The following is a 17,346-nucleotide window of genomic DNA, read 5'->3' on the forward strand; positions in this document are numbered from 1 at the left end:
TTTTGCTCGACTCATTCATTTGTAGATTTTTTTTCAAAATGACCCGACCAATTTCTTTGCTTAGATACTTTCTGTTTACTTTTTTTATTGTTTCGGCATCTACCTGTGTAGTCATAGCTCAACGTGATACCATCACGAATTACTACGAAACTGAGCAAATAAAACTTCCCAAGGGCCTCCGTGCCGAAACAGGTGGCTTGGATTTTATGCCTGATGGACGCTTGATAGCTTGTTTTCATTTGGGAGAGGTTATGACTTATAATCCCAAAACGAAAGTTTGGAAAAAATTTGCCGAAGGTCTTCATGACCCACTAGGCGTGGTAGCTATCAGCAACAGCGAGATTTTGGTCATGCAACGTCCCGAACTCACCCGTATTAAAGATACCAACGGTGACGGCATAGCTGATGTCTACGAAACCGTCACGGACGATTTCGGGATGTCGGGCAACTACCATGAGTTTGCGTTTGGGCCTTTGAAAGATAAAGAGGGCAATTACTTCATTGCGCTCAATGTAGCCTCCAATGGCGCAGGAATCCGCCCCGAAATCCGTGGCACTTACGATTCACTAAGCCGCGAAGGTCGGATGTATTCGTGCGTACCATACCGTGGCTGGGTGATGAAATACAACGTAAAAACCAAAAAATTAGAGCCTTATGCCTCGGGTTTCCGCTCACCGAATGGCCTAGGATTTGACGCAAAAGGACGGCTATATGTATCTGACAACCAAGGAGACTGGCGCGGCACTAGCCCGCTTTACCATGTCGAAAAAGGTAAATTTTATGGTCATGTGGCGAGTCTTATTTGGGAAAAGGATTTTCCTCGTATCAAGCCACTTTCACTACCGGTAGAGAAGCTCGATAGTATGCGTACGCGTGAGGCTATTGCCTTTCCTCATACCGAAATTGCCCATTCCGTGACCCAGCCACTCCTAGACAATACGGGTGGTAAGTTTGGACCTTTTACGGGTCAAATGTTCATTGGAGAAATGGACTATCCACGTCTTGTGAGACTTTTGTTTGAAGAAATCAACGGCCAAATGCAAGGAGCTTGCGTTGCATTTGGCGATGGCACCGGACTGTTGAAAGGAAACAATCGATTGGTTTTTGATAAAAATGGTGACTTATGGGTAGGTCACAATGACCACGGATGGGTAGGCGATGAAGGTCTTTCGCGTATTCATTGGAAAGGCAAAGTACCGCTCGACATCATGGCGATGAACCTTAGCAGCGACGGTTTTGAGTTGACTTTCTCACTACCCGTCGATGCTGCGGTGGCATCCAACCCTTCACTTTACAAATTTCAGCGCTATTATTATAAATACCACCGCCCCTATGGTTCGCCCAAAACCGATATTGCTGATGTAGCCGTAAAAGAAGTAAAAGTATCTCCCGATGGAAAAAAAGTAAGCATAAAACTGGCTGAACTCAAAGCTGGCTATGTATATGACCTCAAAATGGGAGAACTCAAAACTCCCAATGGTCAACTGCTAATGAATCGTGCTATCTATTATACGCTGAATCAGCTACGGAAATAATTGCTATCAGCATAAAAAAAGCCTTCCCAAGTTTCTAGGAAGGCCTTTTTTATTAACAAGAAAATCAAGCAATTACATTTTTAATCACCTTTCCAGAGACATCTGTCAGCCGGAAATTTCGGCCTTGAAATTCGTAGATGAGTTTTTCGTGGTCAAAACCCAGTTGATGCAAAATCGTGGCTTGTAAATCGTGAATATGCGTACGGTCTTTAACTCCAAAGTACCCAAGTTCGTCGCTTTCGCCCATGCTAAAACCTCTTTTTACTCCTCCTCCTGCCATCCAACACGTAAAAGCATCGGTATGATGGTCACGGCCTTTGAAAGGCATTTTTTTGCCATTTCGGTTTTCTTGCATGGGTGTTCGGCCAAATTCGGTACCCCATACCACCAAGGTTTCATCAAGCATACCACGTTGTTTCAAATCCAACAACAAGGCCGTCATGGCTTGGTCGATTTGATTGACTTTATCGCGCAGCCCAAACTCCAAAGAAGTACCTTTTCCGTCGCCGTGGGTATCCCACCCCCAATCGTATAGTTGTACAAAACGTACGCCTTTTTCTACCAGTTTACGAGCAAGGAGGCAGTTGTTGGCAAAAGAAGCTTTTCCCGGCTCGGTGCCATATAACTGATGAATGTAAGCGGGTTCTTTGCTTATATCCATTACTTCGGGCACGGATACTTGCATTTTGAAGGCCATTTCATACTGCGCAATCCGCGCCAATGTCTCGGGGTCTTTAAATTCCTCGTATTGCTGCCGATTTACTTCCGACAAAGCATCAATGGCTTTTTTGCGCAAATCGCGGTCTAGTCCACCTGGGTCACTCAAAAAAAGCACGGGGTCGCCTTCGGAGCGGCATTGTACACCTTGGTACACCGAAGGCAAAAACCCACTACCCCACACTGACTTTCCAGCATCGGGGGCTTTACCACCCGAAGTAAGCACCACAAAACCCGGCAAATTTGAGTTTTCGGAGCCTAGTCCGTACGTCACCCACGAACCCATAGACGGACGTCCTAGCCGCGCACTACCTGTGTGCATAAATAGCTGCGCAGGGGCATGATTGAACTGATCGGTATACATTGCCTTCAAAAACGACATCTCGTCGGCGACTTTTGGCAAGTGAGTAAAGTAATCAGACATCCACGCGCCTGATTGGCCGTGTTGCTTAAACACTCCCACCGACCCCAGCATATCAGGTACTCCACGAATAAAAGCAAATTTTTTCCCCTCCAAAAAAGAAGGTGGGCAAGGCTTCCCGTCGAGTTTGGCAAGTTCGGGTTTGTAATCCCAAAGCTCCAACTGAGAAGGTGAGCCGCACATATGTAAGAAAATAACGGCCTTTGCCTTAGCGGCAAACTGCGTTATTTTAGGATCTAAAGGATTGGTAATAATGGGCGCACTTACTTTTTTTTCTGATCCACATCCGCTAAAAATTGTCCCCAAGGCCATCATTCCTAGCCCTGAAGTGCATTGTTTTAGAAAATGCCGCCGTGTTTCTAACAGCGCCGACTCTATTTGAAGTTCTTCTTGAAGTTTCATTCAGTTTTAATAGAAAAAACGATGTGTTTTTGAAAAAGCAAGTTAGCAAATTTTGATGGGTATTGTCTTTAAATTGCCCTACAAAGTATTTAATTTTTTAACTACCTAGCGATATGCTTTCCGCAATAGGCCGTTTAATCAAGCAAATACGCAAAATCAAACCAGATTTTATTGTAAATTACCCTGAATCTCCTCAAACCCCGCGCCTTTAGGCTGGGGCTAAAAATAGGGCAATATCGCCGAGGCTTTAGCCCTGAATTTCAACTATTCAATTTGAAAAAGTCAGGGCTAAATCCCTTCATATACCCTCCTTGTTACTTCTTGCCCCAGCCTGAAGGCCTGGGGTTTGAGCATTATATTATATATAATATCCCGTCTAATTCTGCTTAATTAATTAAACAGAAGCGAAAGATTTTTGTGTACTTACTCGAACATAATTCATTGATTTTGAACAAACAACTACCGCAACAGACCGTGATTAACCGCGAAGCGGCTCCCACTTAGAAAAGGTTTTACCCTCTTAATGAGTTTCCGGGGTGATTGCCTAAAAATTGCTTATAGCCTACTTTTTATTGCCTAGAGCTAAGTAGTCACATTATTTATATAGTCTAAACTATTTGGAAAAATAATAGAGTATGCTTTTCTTTCAATTCCAAAAACCAACACCTACCATTATCTTGAATTTAACCGAACAGTCTGTCGAAACATTAGCCCCCGACGCAGCTTCCCTAAAAGCAGGAAAAGCTCTTTCAAACGCCGCTGGCTGGGTTACTATTTCATACAATCAACGCGTGCTATGGGGTGAAATCAAAGGGAGTGGTTCCAAACCTTACCGCACCCAAATCGATTTACAGAATATTGCCTTCAAATGCACCTGTCCTTCGTTTAAGTTTCCGTGCAAACATGGCCTTGGGCTGATGCTGGCTTTTGCCAAACAAAAAGAAGCGTTTACCCAAACCGACGATGAGCCTGATTGGGTCAAAGAGTGGATAGAAAAACGCACCCAAAAAGCCGAAGCGAAAAGCGAAGCCCCCAAAGAAAACACCTCAGCGGATGAGGAAAAAGCGAAAAAAAGCAAAGAAAAACGCCAAAATGAGCGGCTCTCACAGGTAGAAGGTGGGGTGGCCGAGCTACGTCTTTGGCTGAAAGATTTGATAAGAACAGGATTGATTCAACTCCCGACAAAAGAAAGGCGTTTTTTTGAACAAACGGCGGCACGTATGATTGATGCCAAAGCATCGGGATTGGCGGGGAGAGTACGCACTTTGCGAGATTTGGATTATATCCAAAACGACGATTGGCAACGCAAAGCCCTCGAAATAACGGCGGAGTTATTTTTGCTTCTGGAAGCTTTTAAAAACCTTGATTCTCTTCCTCCTCTTTGGCAACTCTCGGTCAAAAACCTGATTGGTTGGAGCCAATCGCCCAAAGAATTGCTTCAAAATCCCGAGGCAGAAAGAATCAAGGACATTTGGATGGTATTAGGACAACACCAAGAAGAAGCCGAAGGAATCATCATCCAACGCAATTGGCTTTTAGGAACAGCCACCGACCGTACTGCCCTGATTCTCAATTTCGGCACACCGTTTTCGCCATTAGAAAATACCATCCTGCCCGGAACTATCATTGAAGCTGAATTAGTATTTTTTCCTGCGGTAGTTCCGCAACGTGCCACGTTAGGAGTCCAAAAAGGCTTTGTATCGGAGTTGAGTTTTGAGCTTAATTTTTGTGACGGATGGCACGAGGTATATACCAAACGCTCGCAGCTTTTGCGGCAGTTTCCCTTTATCAATGACGTATCTTTTGTGATTGAAAATCTGCGTCTTGTGGTAGAAAATCAGCAGCCTATTTTGTGCGATCAGGAAGGCTTCTTTCATCCCATTGTTCCGCCTTGGGAGGAAACCAAACTCCTCAATCTGATGGCTTTTAGTGGATTTCAACCTGTCACTATGGCAGGTGTTTATCGACAAAACGGCTTTCTGCCGCTAGGTATTTTCCAACATAATAAATACATCCTACTCTAAACAGTATGTGGGAACAAATCATCCATACCGCCTTACTCGGCACCGACAAGCTGAGTTTTGACGACAAGCTTTTACCAGAGACTTTACAGCAAACGCTAGGCAGTTTTCCTTCAGACGACAAAGAAGGACATTTTTTGAAAATGGCGGCGTTGGTTCATTTTTATCAACAAAGTGGCAAAATACCGCCACGTTTTACGGGAACACTTCCAACGGTTTTTGAGGAAGAAACGCACGTTTTAGCTCCCCCAAAGTTGTCGGCTTTGCTTCAAGAAATCATAGAAGTACATACTTACTATCGAAATCATTTGCTCGACCTCTGGTTTGACAAGCTCATTGCTAATGAACAACTTATCCAGCCTGCGCAACTTGTCTCTTTAGTAATGCTAGAAAGTGCGCTGCCTCAAAAATTCAGGCCCAAAATCCTGAAAGTCATAGGAAAGAAAGGGCTACAAATCTTGGCCTACAAAACCAATATCGAATCATGGCAAACGCTTCCTGATGAGCTTGTATGGCAAGAAGGAAAACTAAGCGAACGGCGCGTATTTTTCACTAATCTTCGCCAAACCAATCCCCAAAAAGCGATTGAACTTCTCCAAACTACTTGGACGCAAGAGTCATTGGGCGATAAAAAAGCTTTTTTGGAAGTAATAGAAGCCTCTTTTCAGCCTTCTGATATTGCTTTTCTGGAGGATACGTACTCCGAATTTCAATTCACACCCAAAGAGCGTAAAGGTCAAAAAGAATGTCGCGCTATTATTGCGCGGCTGTTGTTGCGCGACTCAAATAGTGCGTTTTTCCAACAAACTCAGCAAAGTTTACTACCTTATTTTGAAACCGAAAAAGGGAAAGGTCTTCTAAGTTTGGCATTTGGGCTAAAAACCATTTCTCTCAAACTTCCTTCGTCGGACGATGCCTTTTGGAATACCGAAACAATGCTTTCGAGCTATGGTTTTGAGGCAGCTCCTGATGCGGCTATTTTTCCAACCAATGCCCTTTATTGGCTTGCGTGTTTGATAGAGACTCTGCCTTTTGAATTTTGGCCAACTCACTTAGCCAAAAATTTGGAAGAAAGTCTTCAATACTTTCTATCTGAGCCTTTTATAGTAAAAATAGAAAAACAAAACAGGGCGATTTTGAAAACAAGTCTTATCACTAATGCCCAAAAATTCAAAAATATCGCCTTAGCCGAAGCCCTTCTGAAAGTCGTTGATTTCAATGAACAGCCAAGTTTATTGACGATTTTGCCCGCGTCTTTTTGTGAAAACTACCTTATCCAACAAAAACAAGCCTTGAATCTCGCGTGGCTAGAAGCCTGCTTTGGTCATTCCTCCACTAAGTGGTCAATCGAATTTTCGCATCATATTTTGCAAGAGGCTTTTCTTGAAAGCACCACCAAAAACAAATACCTATCAGAGCATATTGGCGTGATGATGACCCGATACTTGCACCCTGCGTCGCTGTCTTTTTTAGAAAACTTGAAGACTTCGCCTACGCAAACAAACAACTATTACTATGTCAGTCACTGGGAAAAGTGGTTTGTAAACCCCCTCCACAGATGTATCGACCTCAGCACGCGCATCGAAAATTTCGCTCATCAAGACTAAGATTCAAAAAATTAACCAATACGACCTCATGAATTTATTACGCCAACACGCCGAAGTACAATTTTCGGAAGAAATAGAAGAACTAAAAAAACAGGATTCGGGACACTTGCCACCCAATTGGCACCTTTCTCCCCAATCCGTCGTCATGTATTTGATGGGGGCTAAACTAAAAAATGGTTTTGAAGTCTCTCCTAAATACATCGGCGACCGCCGACTCATGGAAATTGCCGTGGCTACCCTCACCACCGACCGCGCTTTGCTCCTGTACGGCTTGCCCGGTACGGCCAAATCGTGGGTGTCTGAGCATTTGGCGGCGGCTGTGTCGGGCGATTCGACTTTGCTCATCCAAGGAACGGCAGGCACGGGTGAGGAAGCGATTCGGTATGGGTGGAACTATGCCCGCTTGCTCGCCGAAGGCCCCACCGAAGGCGCGCTAGTCACTACTCCCATGATGACTGCCATGAAAGACGGAAAAATAGCCCGTATTGAAGAATTGACGCGTATTTCGGCCGATGTGCAAGATACGCTGATTACGATTCTTTCAGAAAAATCAATGCCCATTCCCGAACTCAGCACCGAAGTCCAAGCGATCAAAGGGTTTAATGTGATTGCCACTGCCAACAACCGCGACAAGGGTGTGAACGAATTGTCGGGTGCGCTCAAACGTCGTTTCAATACGGTCATTCTGCCCGTTCCTGACTCCGCCGACGAAGAAGTCGATATTGTACGTCGTCGGGTAGCAAGTATGGCCAAAACCCTCGACCTGCCCGCCCAAGCTCCTGCTTTGGTGGAGATTCAGCGGATTGTAAAGATTTTTCGTGAATTGCGCAGCGGCGCTACCGAAGACGGCAAAATAAAGCTCAAAACCCCTACCGGCACCATGAGTACTGCCGAGGCGATTTCGGTCGTCAACAATGGGTTGGCGTTAGCGGCTCATTTTGGGGATGGGGTGCTCAATGCCCAAGACCTCGCCGCCGGCCTTGTAGGAGCCGTAGTAAAAGACCCCGTACAAGACAAAGTGGTATGGAAAGAATACCTCGAAACCGTCGTCAAAACGCGTGAAGAGTGGAAAGACATCTACCGCGCTTGTCGGGAATTGAGTATTTAATTTTGAGATAAACCATGCCTATTCATATTCTCGGGATTCGTCACCACGGAGTGGGGTCGGCCAAAAATGTACGTGAGCAGCTAAAACTACTGCAACCTGACATGATTTTGGTAGAAGGCCCGCCCGAAATCACCGACACCCTCCAACGCATCGGCCACCCTGACCTCAAGCCGCCCGTATCGGTGATGGTTTATAATACCGAAAATCCCAAACAATCGGTGTTTTATCCCTTTGCCGAATATTCACCCGAATGGGTGGCGGCGGCCTATGCCCACCAAAACAACATTCCGCTTCGGGCCATCGACTTGCCGGCAGCCATTGGTTTTCAAATGGCTAATGACGAAATAAAAGAAGCCTCCGAAGCAGCCGAAAACCCCAACGAACCGCTGGAGAATGAGGAAGTTTTGGAACCTATGGAAGGAATCGTTGTCCGCGACCCGCTCCACTACCTTGCCGACATCGCAGGCTTTAGTTCAGGGTCGCAGTTTTGGGAACATTATTTTGAAAAACAACATTTCCCGCTTCACCCTACAGAGCACTTTGAAGCAGTAACAATGGCGATGACCGCCCTGCGCGATGAGCAAATACCTTCTGTCCTCGAAAAAGAAAACCACTATCGAGAAGCTTACATGCGGGAGTTGATGCGAAAAGCGCAAAATGAATTGTACCAAAACATCGTGGTAGTATGTGGGGCATGGCACGCACCCGCTCTCCTCGACCTCGACAAAACCGCCAAAGCAGATAGCAAGATTCTGAAGTCGTTGCCCAAAACAAAAATAAAAACAATGGCTACGTGGATTCCGTGGACAAACAAGCGTCTTTCGCTGACCTCGGGCTACGGTGCGGGAATCGAATCGCCAGGCTGGGCCGAACATCTCTGGAAAACACCCCACGAATATGACCTACGTTGGCTCACCAAGGTGGCGTCGGTTTTTCGCAAAAAACAAGTCGATATTTCCACGGCGCACGTCATTGAGGCAAGTCGATTGGCTGAAAGTTTGGCTGCCCTCCGCCAACAAGCCAATCCTAATTTGGGAGAACTCAACGAAGCGGTGTTGGCCGTGATGTGCATGGGAGATGGCATCATGCTCAATTTGGTGAGGGAAGAGCTAATTGTGGGCAAAAAACTGGGCAAAGTACCCGACGATGTCCCCAAAGTACCGCTGCAAGGAGACTTTGAGCGCACGCTCAAAAGCCTACGCCTTCCGCTCACAGCCAATGCCAAACAGTATGATTTGGATTTAAGAAACGAGAATGACCTCCAACGAAGCATCTTCCTGCATCGCCTTGAGCTATTGGGGATGACCTGGCCCAAACGCGCCGATAGCCGCAGCAAAGGTACTTTTCGGGAATCTTGGACGCTAGAATGGGAGCCCGAAATGATGATTTCGTTGATTGAGAAAGCTTACCTCGGCAATACCATCGAGATAGCCACGCAGCAGGTAGTGATTCAACAACTCGAAACCGAAACATCGGTAGGCAATATCGCCCTGTTGATTCAGCGGGCTATTCCGGCCGAATTGTTTGGGGTGATGGAGCTGCTTCTTACCAAACTCAACGACCTTGCCACCCTCTCATCGGATGTCATTGATCTGATGACGGCCTACCCTCCTTTGGTCCAAATCAGTCGCTATGGCAATGTCCGCAAAACTGACCTTAGCCTAATGCAGGGGCTAGTAGAGCGGCTTATCATCCGCATTTGCATCGGCTTGCCCAACGCCTGCTATGGCCTTGACGACGCCAACGCTGATAAAATGTTTATAAAAATAGGTCAAGTCAATGAGGCGGTATTGCTCACCGACATCGCCGAAACGTCCGCAGTATGGTTGGAAACGCTCAAAAAACTCTTAGAAAAAACGGGGATTTCGCCGCTTATTGTGGGCTGTACTTGTCGGCTACTGCTCGATGCGCAACATCTCTCTGACGAAGAAGCCAATCGACATTTGTCGTACTCATTGTCTATCGCCAACACCCCCACCGACGTAGCGGCTTGGCTCGAAGGTTTTTTGCGCGGAAGTGGTATGATATTAATCTACGACCACAAGCTTTGGAATTTGGTGTATCAGTGGGTCGCTTCTCTCACACCCGAAATTTTCATGGAATTGTTGCCGATTTTACGGCGTACTTTTTCCAAGTTTGAATATGCCGAGCGCCGCCAAATCGGTGAAAAAGCCAAAAAAGGACAAATTGTTGATACAAATACAAACATAACCACTTCCTTCTCCCTCCTAGACACCGAACGCGCCGAGCAGATTTTACCAGTGTTGAAGATGCTGATGGGGAATGTATAAACTTGCTAAAATCATGACTTTACAAGAAAGAACAGAGAAAATAGAGGCGTTTAGAGCATGTATTATTAATAGCCCAGTTTCTGAATATAACAAACTACAACAAGTCTGGGACGATTTATTTGATTATCTTTTATATGAGCCGAATCTACCCACTTATCACCCTATTTATAGTAGTGTAATTTGTCAATACTATAAAGAAATTTATTTGACACTAGCTTCTCCAAAAGAGTGGGATAAGTTTGATGATAAAGTAATTAAATTCATAAATTACATAAGGATTAACAGTGGTTACAAATCTTATCGATTAGAATATTTATTAGACCATTGGATGTCTAGGATGATTTATGAAAAAAAATCTAATCTAGAATCCATGATAAACTTACTTTCGAACTATGGAGTTACAGAGTTTGAGGTCTGGGATTGGTTAAGTTGTTATTGGCATTTAGATAAATCCACAGAACAACTTGGTAATTACACAGACAATGAATTTATAACATTTTTAATTGACAAAACCGACGATTTTATCAATTATACTAAACTTAATACTATTCAAAAAATTCACTTTTTTAGGATTATAGCTCGTTACAAACCAGAAGTTATCTCTTCACGATTTACAGATTTTATAAAAGATGATTATAATCCTACTTACTTTAGAAATAACCTTGGCCCTTACTGCCAGTTTCTGTTAGAAACTAATGCTAAATACTATGAAAAACAAATATTATTTGTACTTGAAAATTCTCAACTTTTCCTAGATCAGCATTTTTATCTAGAAAACGCAATAAATCTCCATTACTGGCTTAGAAAGTATTTACCAGATAAGTATGAAGAAAAAAAGGTTAAATTTTCTTACTTCTATTTTGAAAACTTATTAAAAACAAACCGTCATTATTCTTCCGTCTCTTATCCATTTCATCAGGTAATAATGGATAATAACAAACATAACAACTCTTATATCATTGAATGTTTAGATATAATTATCAATCAATTACCCATAAGAGACGCCATAAACTATATCCATGATTTTTTTATCAAATATAGGAAGACAAACACAAGTATAGTTAACTTTTTATACAAAAAATTAAAAACTGAGAGCGTTCCACTATTCTTTATATTTACAACATTTGAAGATGTAGGTAGCAATTATTGGGAAACCTCTTCATTCTTAAAACATTTATTTGAAACTTTAGAAACATTTGAAGTAAGTATTATCAAAAATCATCTATTAGAATCTATAAAAAGTAAGTATAAGAACATTAGAACACATTCAAGTATTCTAATTGTAAAAAAACTAGGTGAACGCATCATTCCTGAGGCCGAAAAGCTACTCAACGACAAGAAGGCTGAAATTCGCCAAACGGCAGCGTTGATTCTAACCTTGCTCAATTCAGAGCAAGCGCAGGCGGTTTTGATGAATGCCATCGATTCCGAAAAAAACGACGATGCCCGCGATACCATGCTCGAAGGCGTGGTGGGCTGGTTGGCATCTCAAGTTACCCAAGAAGCGGTTTTGCAAAGAGTAGCAAAGGCAAAAACAAGGGGCAAATTAGAAAAACCTTTGGAGTGGTGGCTCGACGAAACACAGTTCCCCGCTTTATATTGGCAAGATTCCCCAAAAAGCATTGATAGCGAAGTTGTTCGCTTTTTATGCTACCGCATGAGTCGCGCTAAAGACATCCGCACCGACCCCGAAGCCAAGCCTTTGGTCGCCCTTATCGACCGCCAAAGCAGCGGGGCTTTTGCCAAAAACCTGCTCAAACTGTATTTTGACAACGGTGGCGATGCCAAATACAAGTTTTGTTTGACTTTGGGCGGCTTACTAGGCGACGACGACAGCAGCGAACTTCTCAAACGCAAAGTAAACGACTGGGCGGATAACGGACGCCAAAAAATGGCCGAATATGCCGTAAAAGCCCTAGCCTTACAAGGCTCCAACAAAGCCCTGCGAGCGGTAGAATTTTTCTCCCGAAAATATAAAAATAAGTATAAAAACATCGGTGCCGCCGCCCACGAAGCCTTCGGAATTGCGGCGGAAGAGCTCGGCATTTCGCCTTACGACTTAGCCGATTCTATCATTCCTGATTTTGGGTTTGAGGGGCTTTTTCGGGAGTTTGAGGTGGATGGCGAAACCTATCGGGCTTTTATCAATACGGATTTCAAAATGGTTTTTCTGAACGAAGACAATCGCCTCCTGAAATCCCCTCCCAAAGGCATCTCCAAAGAACTAGCCGAAGAGTTTAAAGAAATTACCAAAGAAATCCGCGATATTGTTAAATCACAGTCTAGCCGATTGGAGCAATATCTAGTGATTCAACGAAAGTGGGAAACCGAAAAATGGCAAGCCTTTTTTCTCCAAAATCCCGTTATGTTTGCCTATGCAGTGCGGCTGATTTGGGGAGTCTACGATTCGGAGGGTCACCTAAAATTTACCTTTCGCTGCGAGCAAGACCAAACCCTCCTCAACGCCGAAGGAGAAGAGACCGAATTGGACGAAAACCTATACATCGGGATGGTTCACCCTATTTCGCTCTCACCAGCACACATCGACTATTGGAACGGCAGTCTGTACGACGCTGATATTGAGCCTATTTTCCCGCAACTCAATCGTAAAGTAATCACCCTGCCCGAAGGCGATAAGCCGCTTGTGATTTCTAACGAATTTAAGGGAGTTAAATACGGCGGTTATGGTTTTACGAGTAAAATGGAAAAACTAGGATGGTACCGTGGTTCGGTAGTAGATGCAGGCTGGATATCAAGTTTTTATAAAGATTTTGCCGAAGCTGACATTACCGCTATTATTACCCAACAAGGCGAATTGAGCGTCGGAGACCCAAGTGCCCCTGCCGAACTGAGCGAATTAATGTTTGTCAAACGAAATCAGGTGAGTTTTGGGAGCTATGTTTATGATGAACCTTCCAATGCAAACGATGCCCGTCTGATTCCATTTGGCGAACTTCCTCCTATCGTATATTCGGAAGTCATGGCCGATATGCAGTTTTTTAAAGACAATCAATTGAAAGATTAAGATGAACGAAGACCAAGAGCAACTCAGAAAGTGGCGGCTCATCCTCGGCGGTGACGAAGCCGACGGTACAGGCTACAATCTGACTCAAAAAGATATTCAAATCGACAAAGCATTGACGGTATTGTACGATTTTGAGCGAAAACGTCAGTTTAATTACGGAGATAGTAAAAAACAAGGCGGCAGTGAAGGCTCTAACCCCGGCGTAGCGCGGTGGTTAGGCGATATTCGCAATTTTTTCCCAAACACAGTGGTACAAGTAATGCAAAACGACGCACTTAAGCAGCCCGAATTGCAACGAAAACTGATGCTAGAACCCGAGATTTTGGAACAAACTACCCCTGACGTACACTTGGTAGCTACGCTGATGGAATTGGGAAAACTCATCCCCGAAAAAACCAAGGATACTGCCCGACGCGTAGTCGAAAAAGTAGTGGAGGAATTGATGGCTAAGTTAGAACAAAAAACCATTGCTGCGCTCACGGGAGCCTTGAACCGCTCCAGTAGAAACCGTCGTCCGCGTCACAACGAAATCGACTGGAATACTACTATTCGCAAAAACCTAAAACACTATCAACCTGAATATAAGACCATTATCCCAGAAGTAAGAATCGGCTACGGACGTAAATCAAGGCGATCGCTAAAAGATATTGTGCTCTGCCTCGACCAAAGTGGCTCGATGGGAACGTCGGTGGTGTATTCGGGTATTTTTGGTGCAGTAATGGCTTCTCTGCCCAATGTCAAAACCCAGATGGTGGTGTTTGATACCCAAGTAGCCGACCTTACCGAAGACCTCAAAGACCCTGTGGATTTACTTTTTGGGGTACAACTAGGCGGAGGAACCGACATCAATTTGGCCCTTCAATATTGCCAGCAAATCATTCGCCAGCCTGACGATACCATTTTGGTTTTGATAACCGACCTCTACGAAGGTGGCAACCTCGCCGAAATGCGAAAAAGAGCCGTAGCCTTGGTGGAATCAGGGGTGCAAGTGATTTGTTTGTTGGCGCTCAACGACGACGGAAGTCCTTCTTTTGACGCACAAAATGCCCAGTTTTTCGCCAAACACGAAATTCCAGTTTTTGCCTGTACGCCTGATATGTTTCCTGATTTGATGGCAGCCGCTATCCAGAAAAAAGATTTGTTTCAATGGGCCGGTGACAATGGCTTAGTATTAAAAGGTTGAAAACCCTGCCAACGTTCCCCAAAAAAAACGTTGGCAGGGTTGAGCTTATTCTTTCACAATAAACTCCAACATAAAACCCTGCCAACGTTCCCAAAAAACGTTGGCAGGGTTAGGCTTATTTTTCATAATAAACTCCATCGTAAAACCCTGCCAACGTTCAAAAAAAAACGTTGGCAGGGTTAGGCTATTCTTTTGTAATAAACTCATCCATATTGAGCATGATATTGGCGACTACTGCCAAAGCCGCCGTTTCGGCGTCCGTATTACACATCCAATCTTCCTGTTTTTTGGGGTCTTTTCGGAATCGCACCAACGCTTCTTGGTAGAGCTTTTCAAAAATCTGTTGCTTTGAGTGGGGCAAACTGCGCCCTGTCATCCACCAATAGCCTTTTTGTAGGCGTGAGGGAAGCGTTTTTCCTCCTTCAAACTCCATTCTACGGGCAAACTGCTGCGATATTTCAACAAAAGCCGAATCATTGAGCGTCACCAATGCTTGCAAGGGAGTATTGGTACGGATACGCCGCGCCAAACATACATCACGCGTGGAGCCATCAAAAGTAAGCATACTCGGATACGGGCTCGACCTTCTGATATAAGTATAAATCGCCCGACGATAAGCATCTTCGCCCGAGCTGAGTTGCCACTTCGCACTGCTATATACCGCCTGCCATACACCTTGTGGCTGATAAGGCATTACGGGTTTGCCGTACATTTTACGACTTAGCAAATTGCTGACAATCAAGGCTTGGTCGCGCACTTGTTCGCCTGAGAGACGTACGCGAGGCCCCCGTGCCAAAAACCGATTGGCGGGGTCTTTGGTGCGTAGCTCATCACTCACCCGCGAATCTTGACGGTAAGTAGCCGACATGACGATTTCTTTGAGCAAAGGTTTGAGTTGCCATTTAAAATCATTCATAAATTGGTACGACAAAAAGTCCAGCAATTCTTGATGTGTAGGGGCAAAACCTTGCGTTCCCATGTCTTCGAGGGTTTCGACTAGCCCCACCCCAAACAATTGCTCCCATACTCGATTTACCATCGTACGGGCAGTAAGTGGATTTTGTTTGTCCGTAATCCACTGCGCTAATCCTAGTCGATTGCGCGGGGCATTTTTGGGAAAAGGATGCAATGATTTAGGCACATCAGGCTCCACGGCTTTGGTGGGCGAAAACATACTCCCTCGCTCAAAAATTCGCGTAGTGCGCTTCAAATCAGCCGGATTTTCGAGCATAATAGGTACATTTTCAGTTTTAGCCAACAGCAAATCATTGAAGTTTTGCAGCTGTTTCTCATAGCCTTCTTTGCCTTTTCCGGCCAAATCTTCCTCCAAAAACATCACCCAATTCATCAAACATACATCTTGGGTCTCGGTTTCTAGGTTGGGATTTCGGAAAATAAAATGAAGGTCTTTACGCGTATTAAAAGTGGGAAGATTAACCCATTTAAGGAGCGTCAGGCCATTCCAAAAATTCCGCCCTCTTGCCGTATCAAGTTTTACTACGGCCAAAGTGGGGCCGTTCAGACTGTCGGTTTTGATTTCAATACTTCCCCCTTTTTGAGCCGTAACATACGAAATTAGCATTCGGGTTTTACCTACTACGGGCGCGTTTTTGAGCCGACAGCTCCCGCCATTTTGCATTCCCATATAAGAGCTTGGCTCCGAAGTGCCTTTCTGAAAACTATCAAAATGGTGCGCATAAATTCGTGGCTCGACGGTTCGTAGAAAATGCACCACCTGTTCAGATTTCTTTTCCGACACATTGGTTTTAAGCCACGCCGCTAGGTCGTCTAATTTTTTCTGGTCGTTTTCTTCAAAAAAACGCAAATGCCCCGATTCGTCCATCACATCTTCGTCGCGCGTATTGTTGAAAAACGCCATGTATTTATAAAACTCCTCATGCTTGAAAGGGTCGTATGGATGACTGTGGCACTGCACACACGCAAAAGTCGTACTATTGAAGGCTACCCAATTGGTACTTACCCGGTCAAATACCGCCGAAACCCTAAACTCTTCGTCGTCGGTACCGCCTTCGTCATTGTTCATGGTATTGCGGTGAAAGGCCGTCGCAATCAGTTGATCTTCGGTAGGTTTGGGCAACAAATCTCCCGCCAATTGTTCGGTGATAAATTGGTCGTAAGGCATATCATTGTTAAACGCCTTGATGACCCAATCCCGATAGCGCCAAATATTGCGCGCATCGTCTTTTTCATAGCCTTTTGAATCGGCATAGCGGGCCAAATCCAACCACATCGCCGCCCATTTTTCGCCAAAAGCAGGAGATTTGAGCAAAGAATCGACGAAGGTCTCATAAGCTTTGGGCGACTTATCGTTCAAAAATTGCTTGTATTGTTTTTCGGTAGGGGTAAGTCCTGTCAAATCTAAGCTTACCCTGCGTAATAAAGTAGCACGGTCGGCCTCGGGGGCGTGTTTGAGTTCTTCTTTTTTGGATTTTTCTTCCACAAAATAATCAATGTCGGTTTTGGCCCAAATACTATCGCCGGTTAGTTTTTTCCACCAAGAAGGCTTGGGGACTTCTTGTTTTTGAACGGTTTCGTAGGCCCAATGCTTGCCCCATTTTGCGCCCTGATTGACCCAATCGGTCAAGATTTCTATTTCTTCTTCACTCAGAGGGTCGCCTTTTTTGGGCATTCTTTTGTCGGGGTCAGAGGTGGTAAGGCAAGTGATAAAGGCTGAGGCATCCGCATCGCCAGGTACAATGGCAGGCTTTCCTGATTTGGTTTTGGCCAAAGCCTCTTCTTCAAAAAGAAGGCTAAAGCCTCCTGCTTTTTTGACCCCACCGTGACAAGCCATGCATTTTTTGTTGATAATGGGCTTGACTTGGGTATTAAAATCCACCTCATTGCCACTCAAAGTATGGTAGCCATACCCTAAAACCAGAGCTGCGGTAGCTATAAGTAAAGCTTTATTTAAGAAAGTCATGATTTTGGAGGTGTGAGTGTATCTCTAAAAAGTACCAACACAAAGTGCCTATGAAGGTTGATAAAATTATGAACCACCATAGACACCTCAGATTG

At 44.6% G+C, this 17,346-nt stretch carries 9 protein-coding genes; 7 read left to right on the top strand and 2 right to left on the bottom strand.

Translation table 11 applies throughout. The features are described from left to right. Window positions 1-38: 38 nt before the first annotated feature. A complete protein-coding gene (locus G563_RS0113585) occupies window positions 39-1,535 on the top strand; it encodes a DUF7133 domain-containing protein (RefSeq protein ID WP_037326830.1) in 1,497 nt (498 codons plus the stop codon). Window positions 1,536-1,599: 64 nt separating this feature from the next. On the opposite strand, the gene G563_RS0113590 is transcribed toward G563_RS0113585, so the two are convergent. After that, window positions 1,600-3,075: a DUF1501 domain-containing protein gene (locus G563_RS0113590; RefSeq protein ID WP_028665796.1), complete on the bottom strand. Its 1,476-nt coding sequence runs from the start codon at window positions 3,073-3,075 to the stop codon at window positions 1,600-1,602. 635 nt (window positions 3,076-3,710) lie between these two features. Here G563_RS0113590 and G563_RS0113600 point away from each other — a divergent pair. The 6 genes from G563_RS0113600 (at window position 3,711) to G563_RS0113625 (ending at window position 14,310) form a co-directional block, all read left to right on the top strand. Then, window positions 3,711-5,099 carry an SWIM zinc finger family protein gene (locus tag G563_RS0113600; protein ID WP_028665797.1) on the top strand — a complete coding sequence of 463 codons (1,389 nt, stop codon included), beginning with the start codon at window positions 3,711-3,713 and terminating at the stop codon, window positions 5,097-5,099. Window positions 5,100-5,104: 5 nt separating this feature from the next. Further along, the gene (locus G563_RS0113605) at window positions 5,105-6,703 is read left to right on the top strand and encodes a DUF5691 domain-containing protein (protein ID WP_028665798.1); all 1,599 of its coding nucleotides are present in this window, start codon (window positions 5,105-5,107) and stop codon (window positions 6,701-6,703) included. 28 nt (window positions 6,704-6,731) lie between these two features. Then, complete coding sequence (locus G563_RS0113610; RefSeq protein WP_028665799.1) at window positions 6,732-7,811, top strand: ATP-binding protein; 1,080 nt, start codon at window positions 6,732-6,734, stop codon at window positions 7,809-7,811. Window positions 7,812-7,825: 14 nt separating this feature from the next. Beyond that, complete coding sequence (locus G563_RS0113615; protein ID WP_028665800.1) at window positions 7,826-10,102, top strand: DUF5682 family protein; 2,277 nt, start codon at window positions 7,826-7,828, stop codon at window positions 10,100-10,102. A gap of 1,378 nt (window positions 10,103-11,480) precedes the next feature. Beyond that, on the top strand, window positions 11,481-13,127 hold the full coding sequence (locus tag G563_RS38440; RefSeq protein ID WP_169579756.1) for a DUF4132 domain-containing protein: 1,647 nt from the start codon (window positions 11,481-11,483) through the stop codon (window positions 13,125-13,127). A gap of 1 nt (window position 13,128) precedes the next feature. Further along, a complete protein-coding gene (locus G563_RS0113625; RefSeq protein ID WP_028665802.1) occupies window positions 13,129-14,310 on the top strand; it encodes a VWA domain-containing protein in 1,182 nt (393 codons plus the stop codon). A gap of 184 nt (window positions 14,311-14,494) precedes the next feature. Here the strand turns inward: G563_RS0113625 and G563_RS0113635 are convergent, their stop codons facing one another. Further along, the gene (locus G563_RS0113635; protein WP_037326832.1) at window positions 14,495-17,251 is read right to left on the bottom strand and encodes a DUF1553 domain-containing protein; all 2,757 of its coding nucleotides are present in this window, start codon (window positions 17,249-17,251) and stop codon (window positions 14,495-14,497) included. Between the last annotated feature and the right edge of the window lie 95 nt (window positions 17,252-17,346).

The organism is Runella zeae DSM 19591 (genome assembly GCF_000423565.1).
GTDB classification, from domain to species: Bacteria; Bacteroidota; Bacteroidia; order Cytophagales; family Spirosomataceae; genus Runella; species Runella zeae.

Bases quoted from the DNA above. Each gene is read 5' to 3' on its own strand.
- G563_RS0113585 (WP_037326830.1), top strand. From the start codon at position 39: ATGACCCGACCAATTTCTTTGCTTAGATACTTTCTGTTTACTTTTTTT.
- G563_RS0113590 (WP_028665796.1), bottom strand. From the start codon at position 3,075: ATGAAACTTCAAGAAGAACTTCAAATAGAGTCGGCGCTGTTAGAAACA.
- G563_RS0113600 (WP_028665797.1), top strand. From the start codon at position 3,711: ATGCTTTTCTTTCAATTCCAAAAACCAACACCTACCATTATCTTGAAT.
- G563_RS0113605 (WP_028665798.1), top strand. From the start codon at position 5,105: ATGTGGGAACAAATCATCCATACCGCCTTACTCGGCACCGACAAGCTG.
- G563_RS0113610 (WP_028665799.1), top strand. From the start codon at position 6,732: ATGAATTTATTACGCCAACACGCCGAAGTACAATTTTCGGAAGAAATA.
- G563_RS0113615 (WP_028665800.1), top strand. From the start codon at position 7,826: ATGCCTATTCATATTCTCGGGATTCGTCACCACGGAGTGGGGTCGGCC.
- G563_RS0113625 (WP_028665802.1), top strand. From the start codon at position 13,129: ATGAACGAAGACCAAGAGCAACTCAGAAAGTGGCGGCTCATCCTCGGC.
- G563_RS0113635 (WP_037326832.1), bottom strand. From the start codon at position 17,251: ATGACTTTCTTAAATAAAGCTTTACTTATAGCTACCGCAGCTCTGGTT.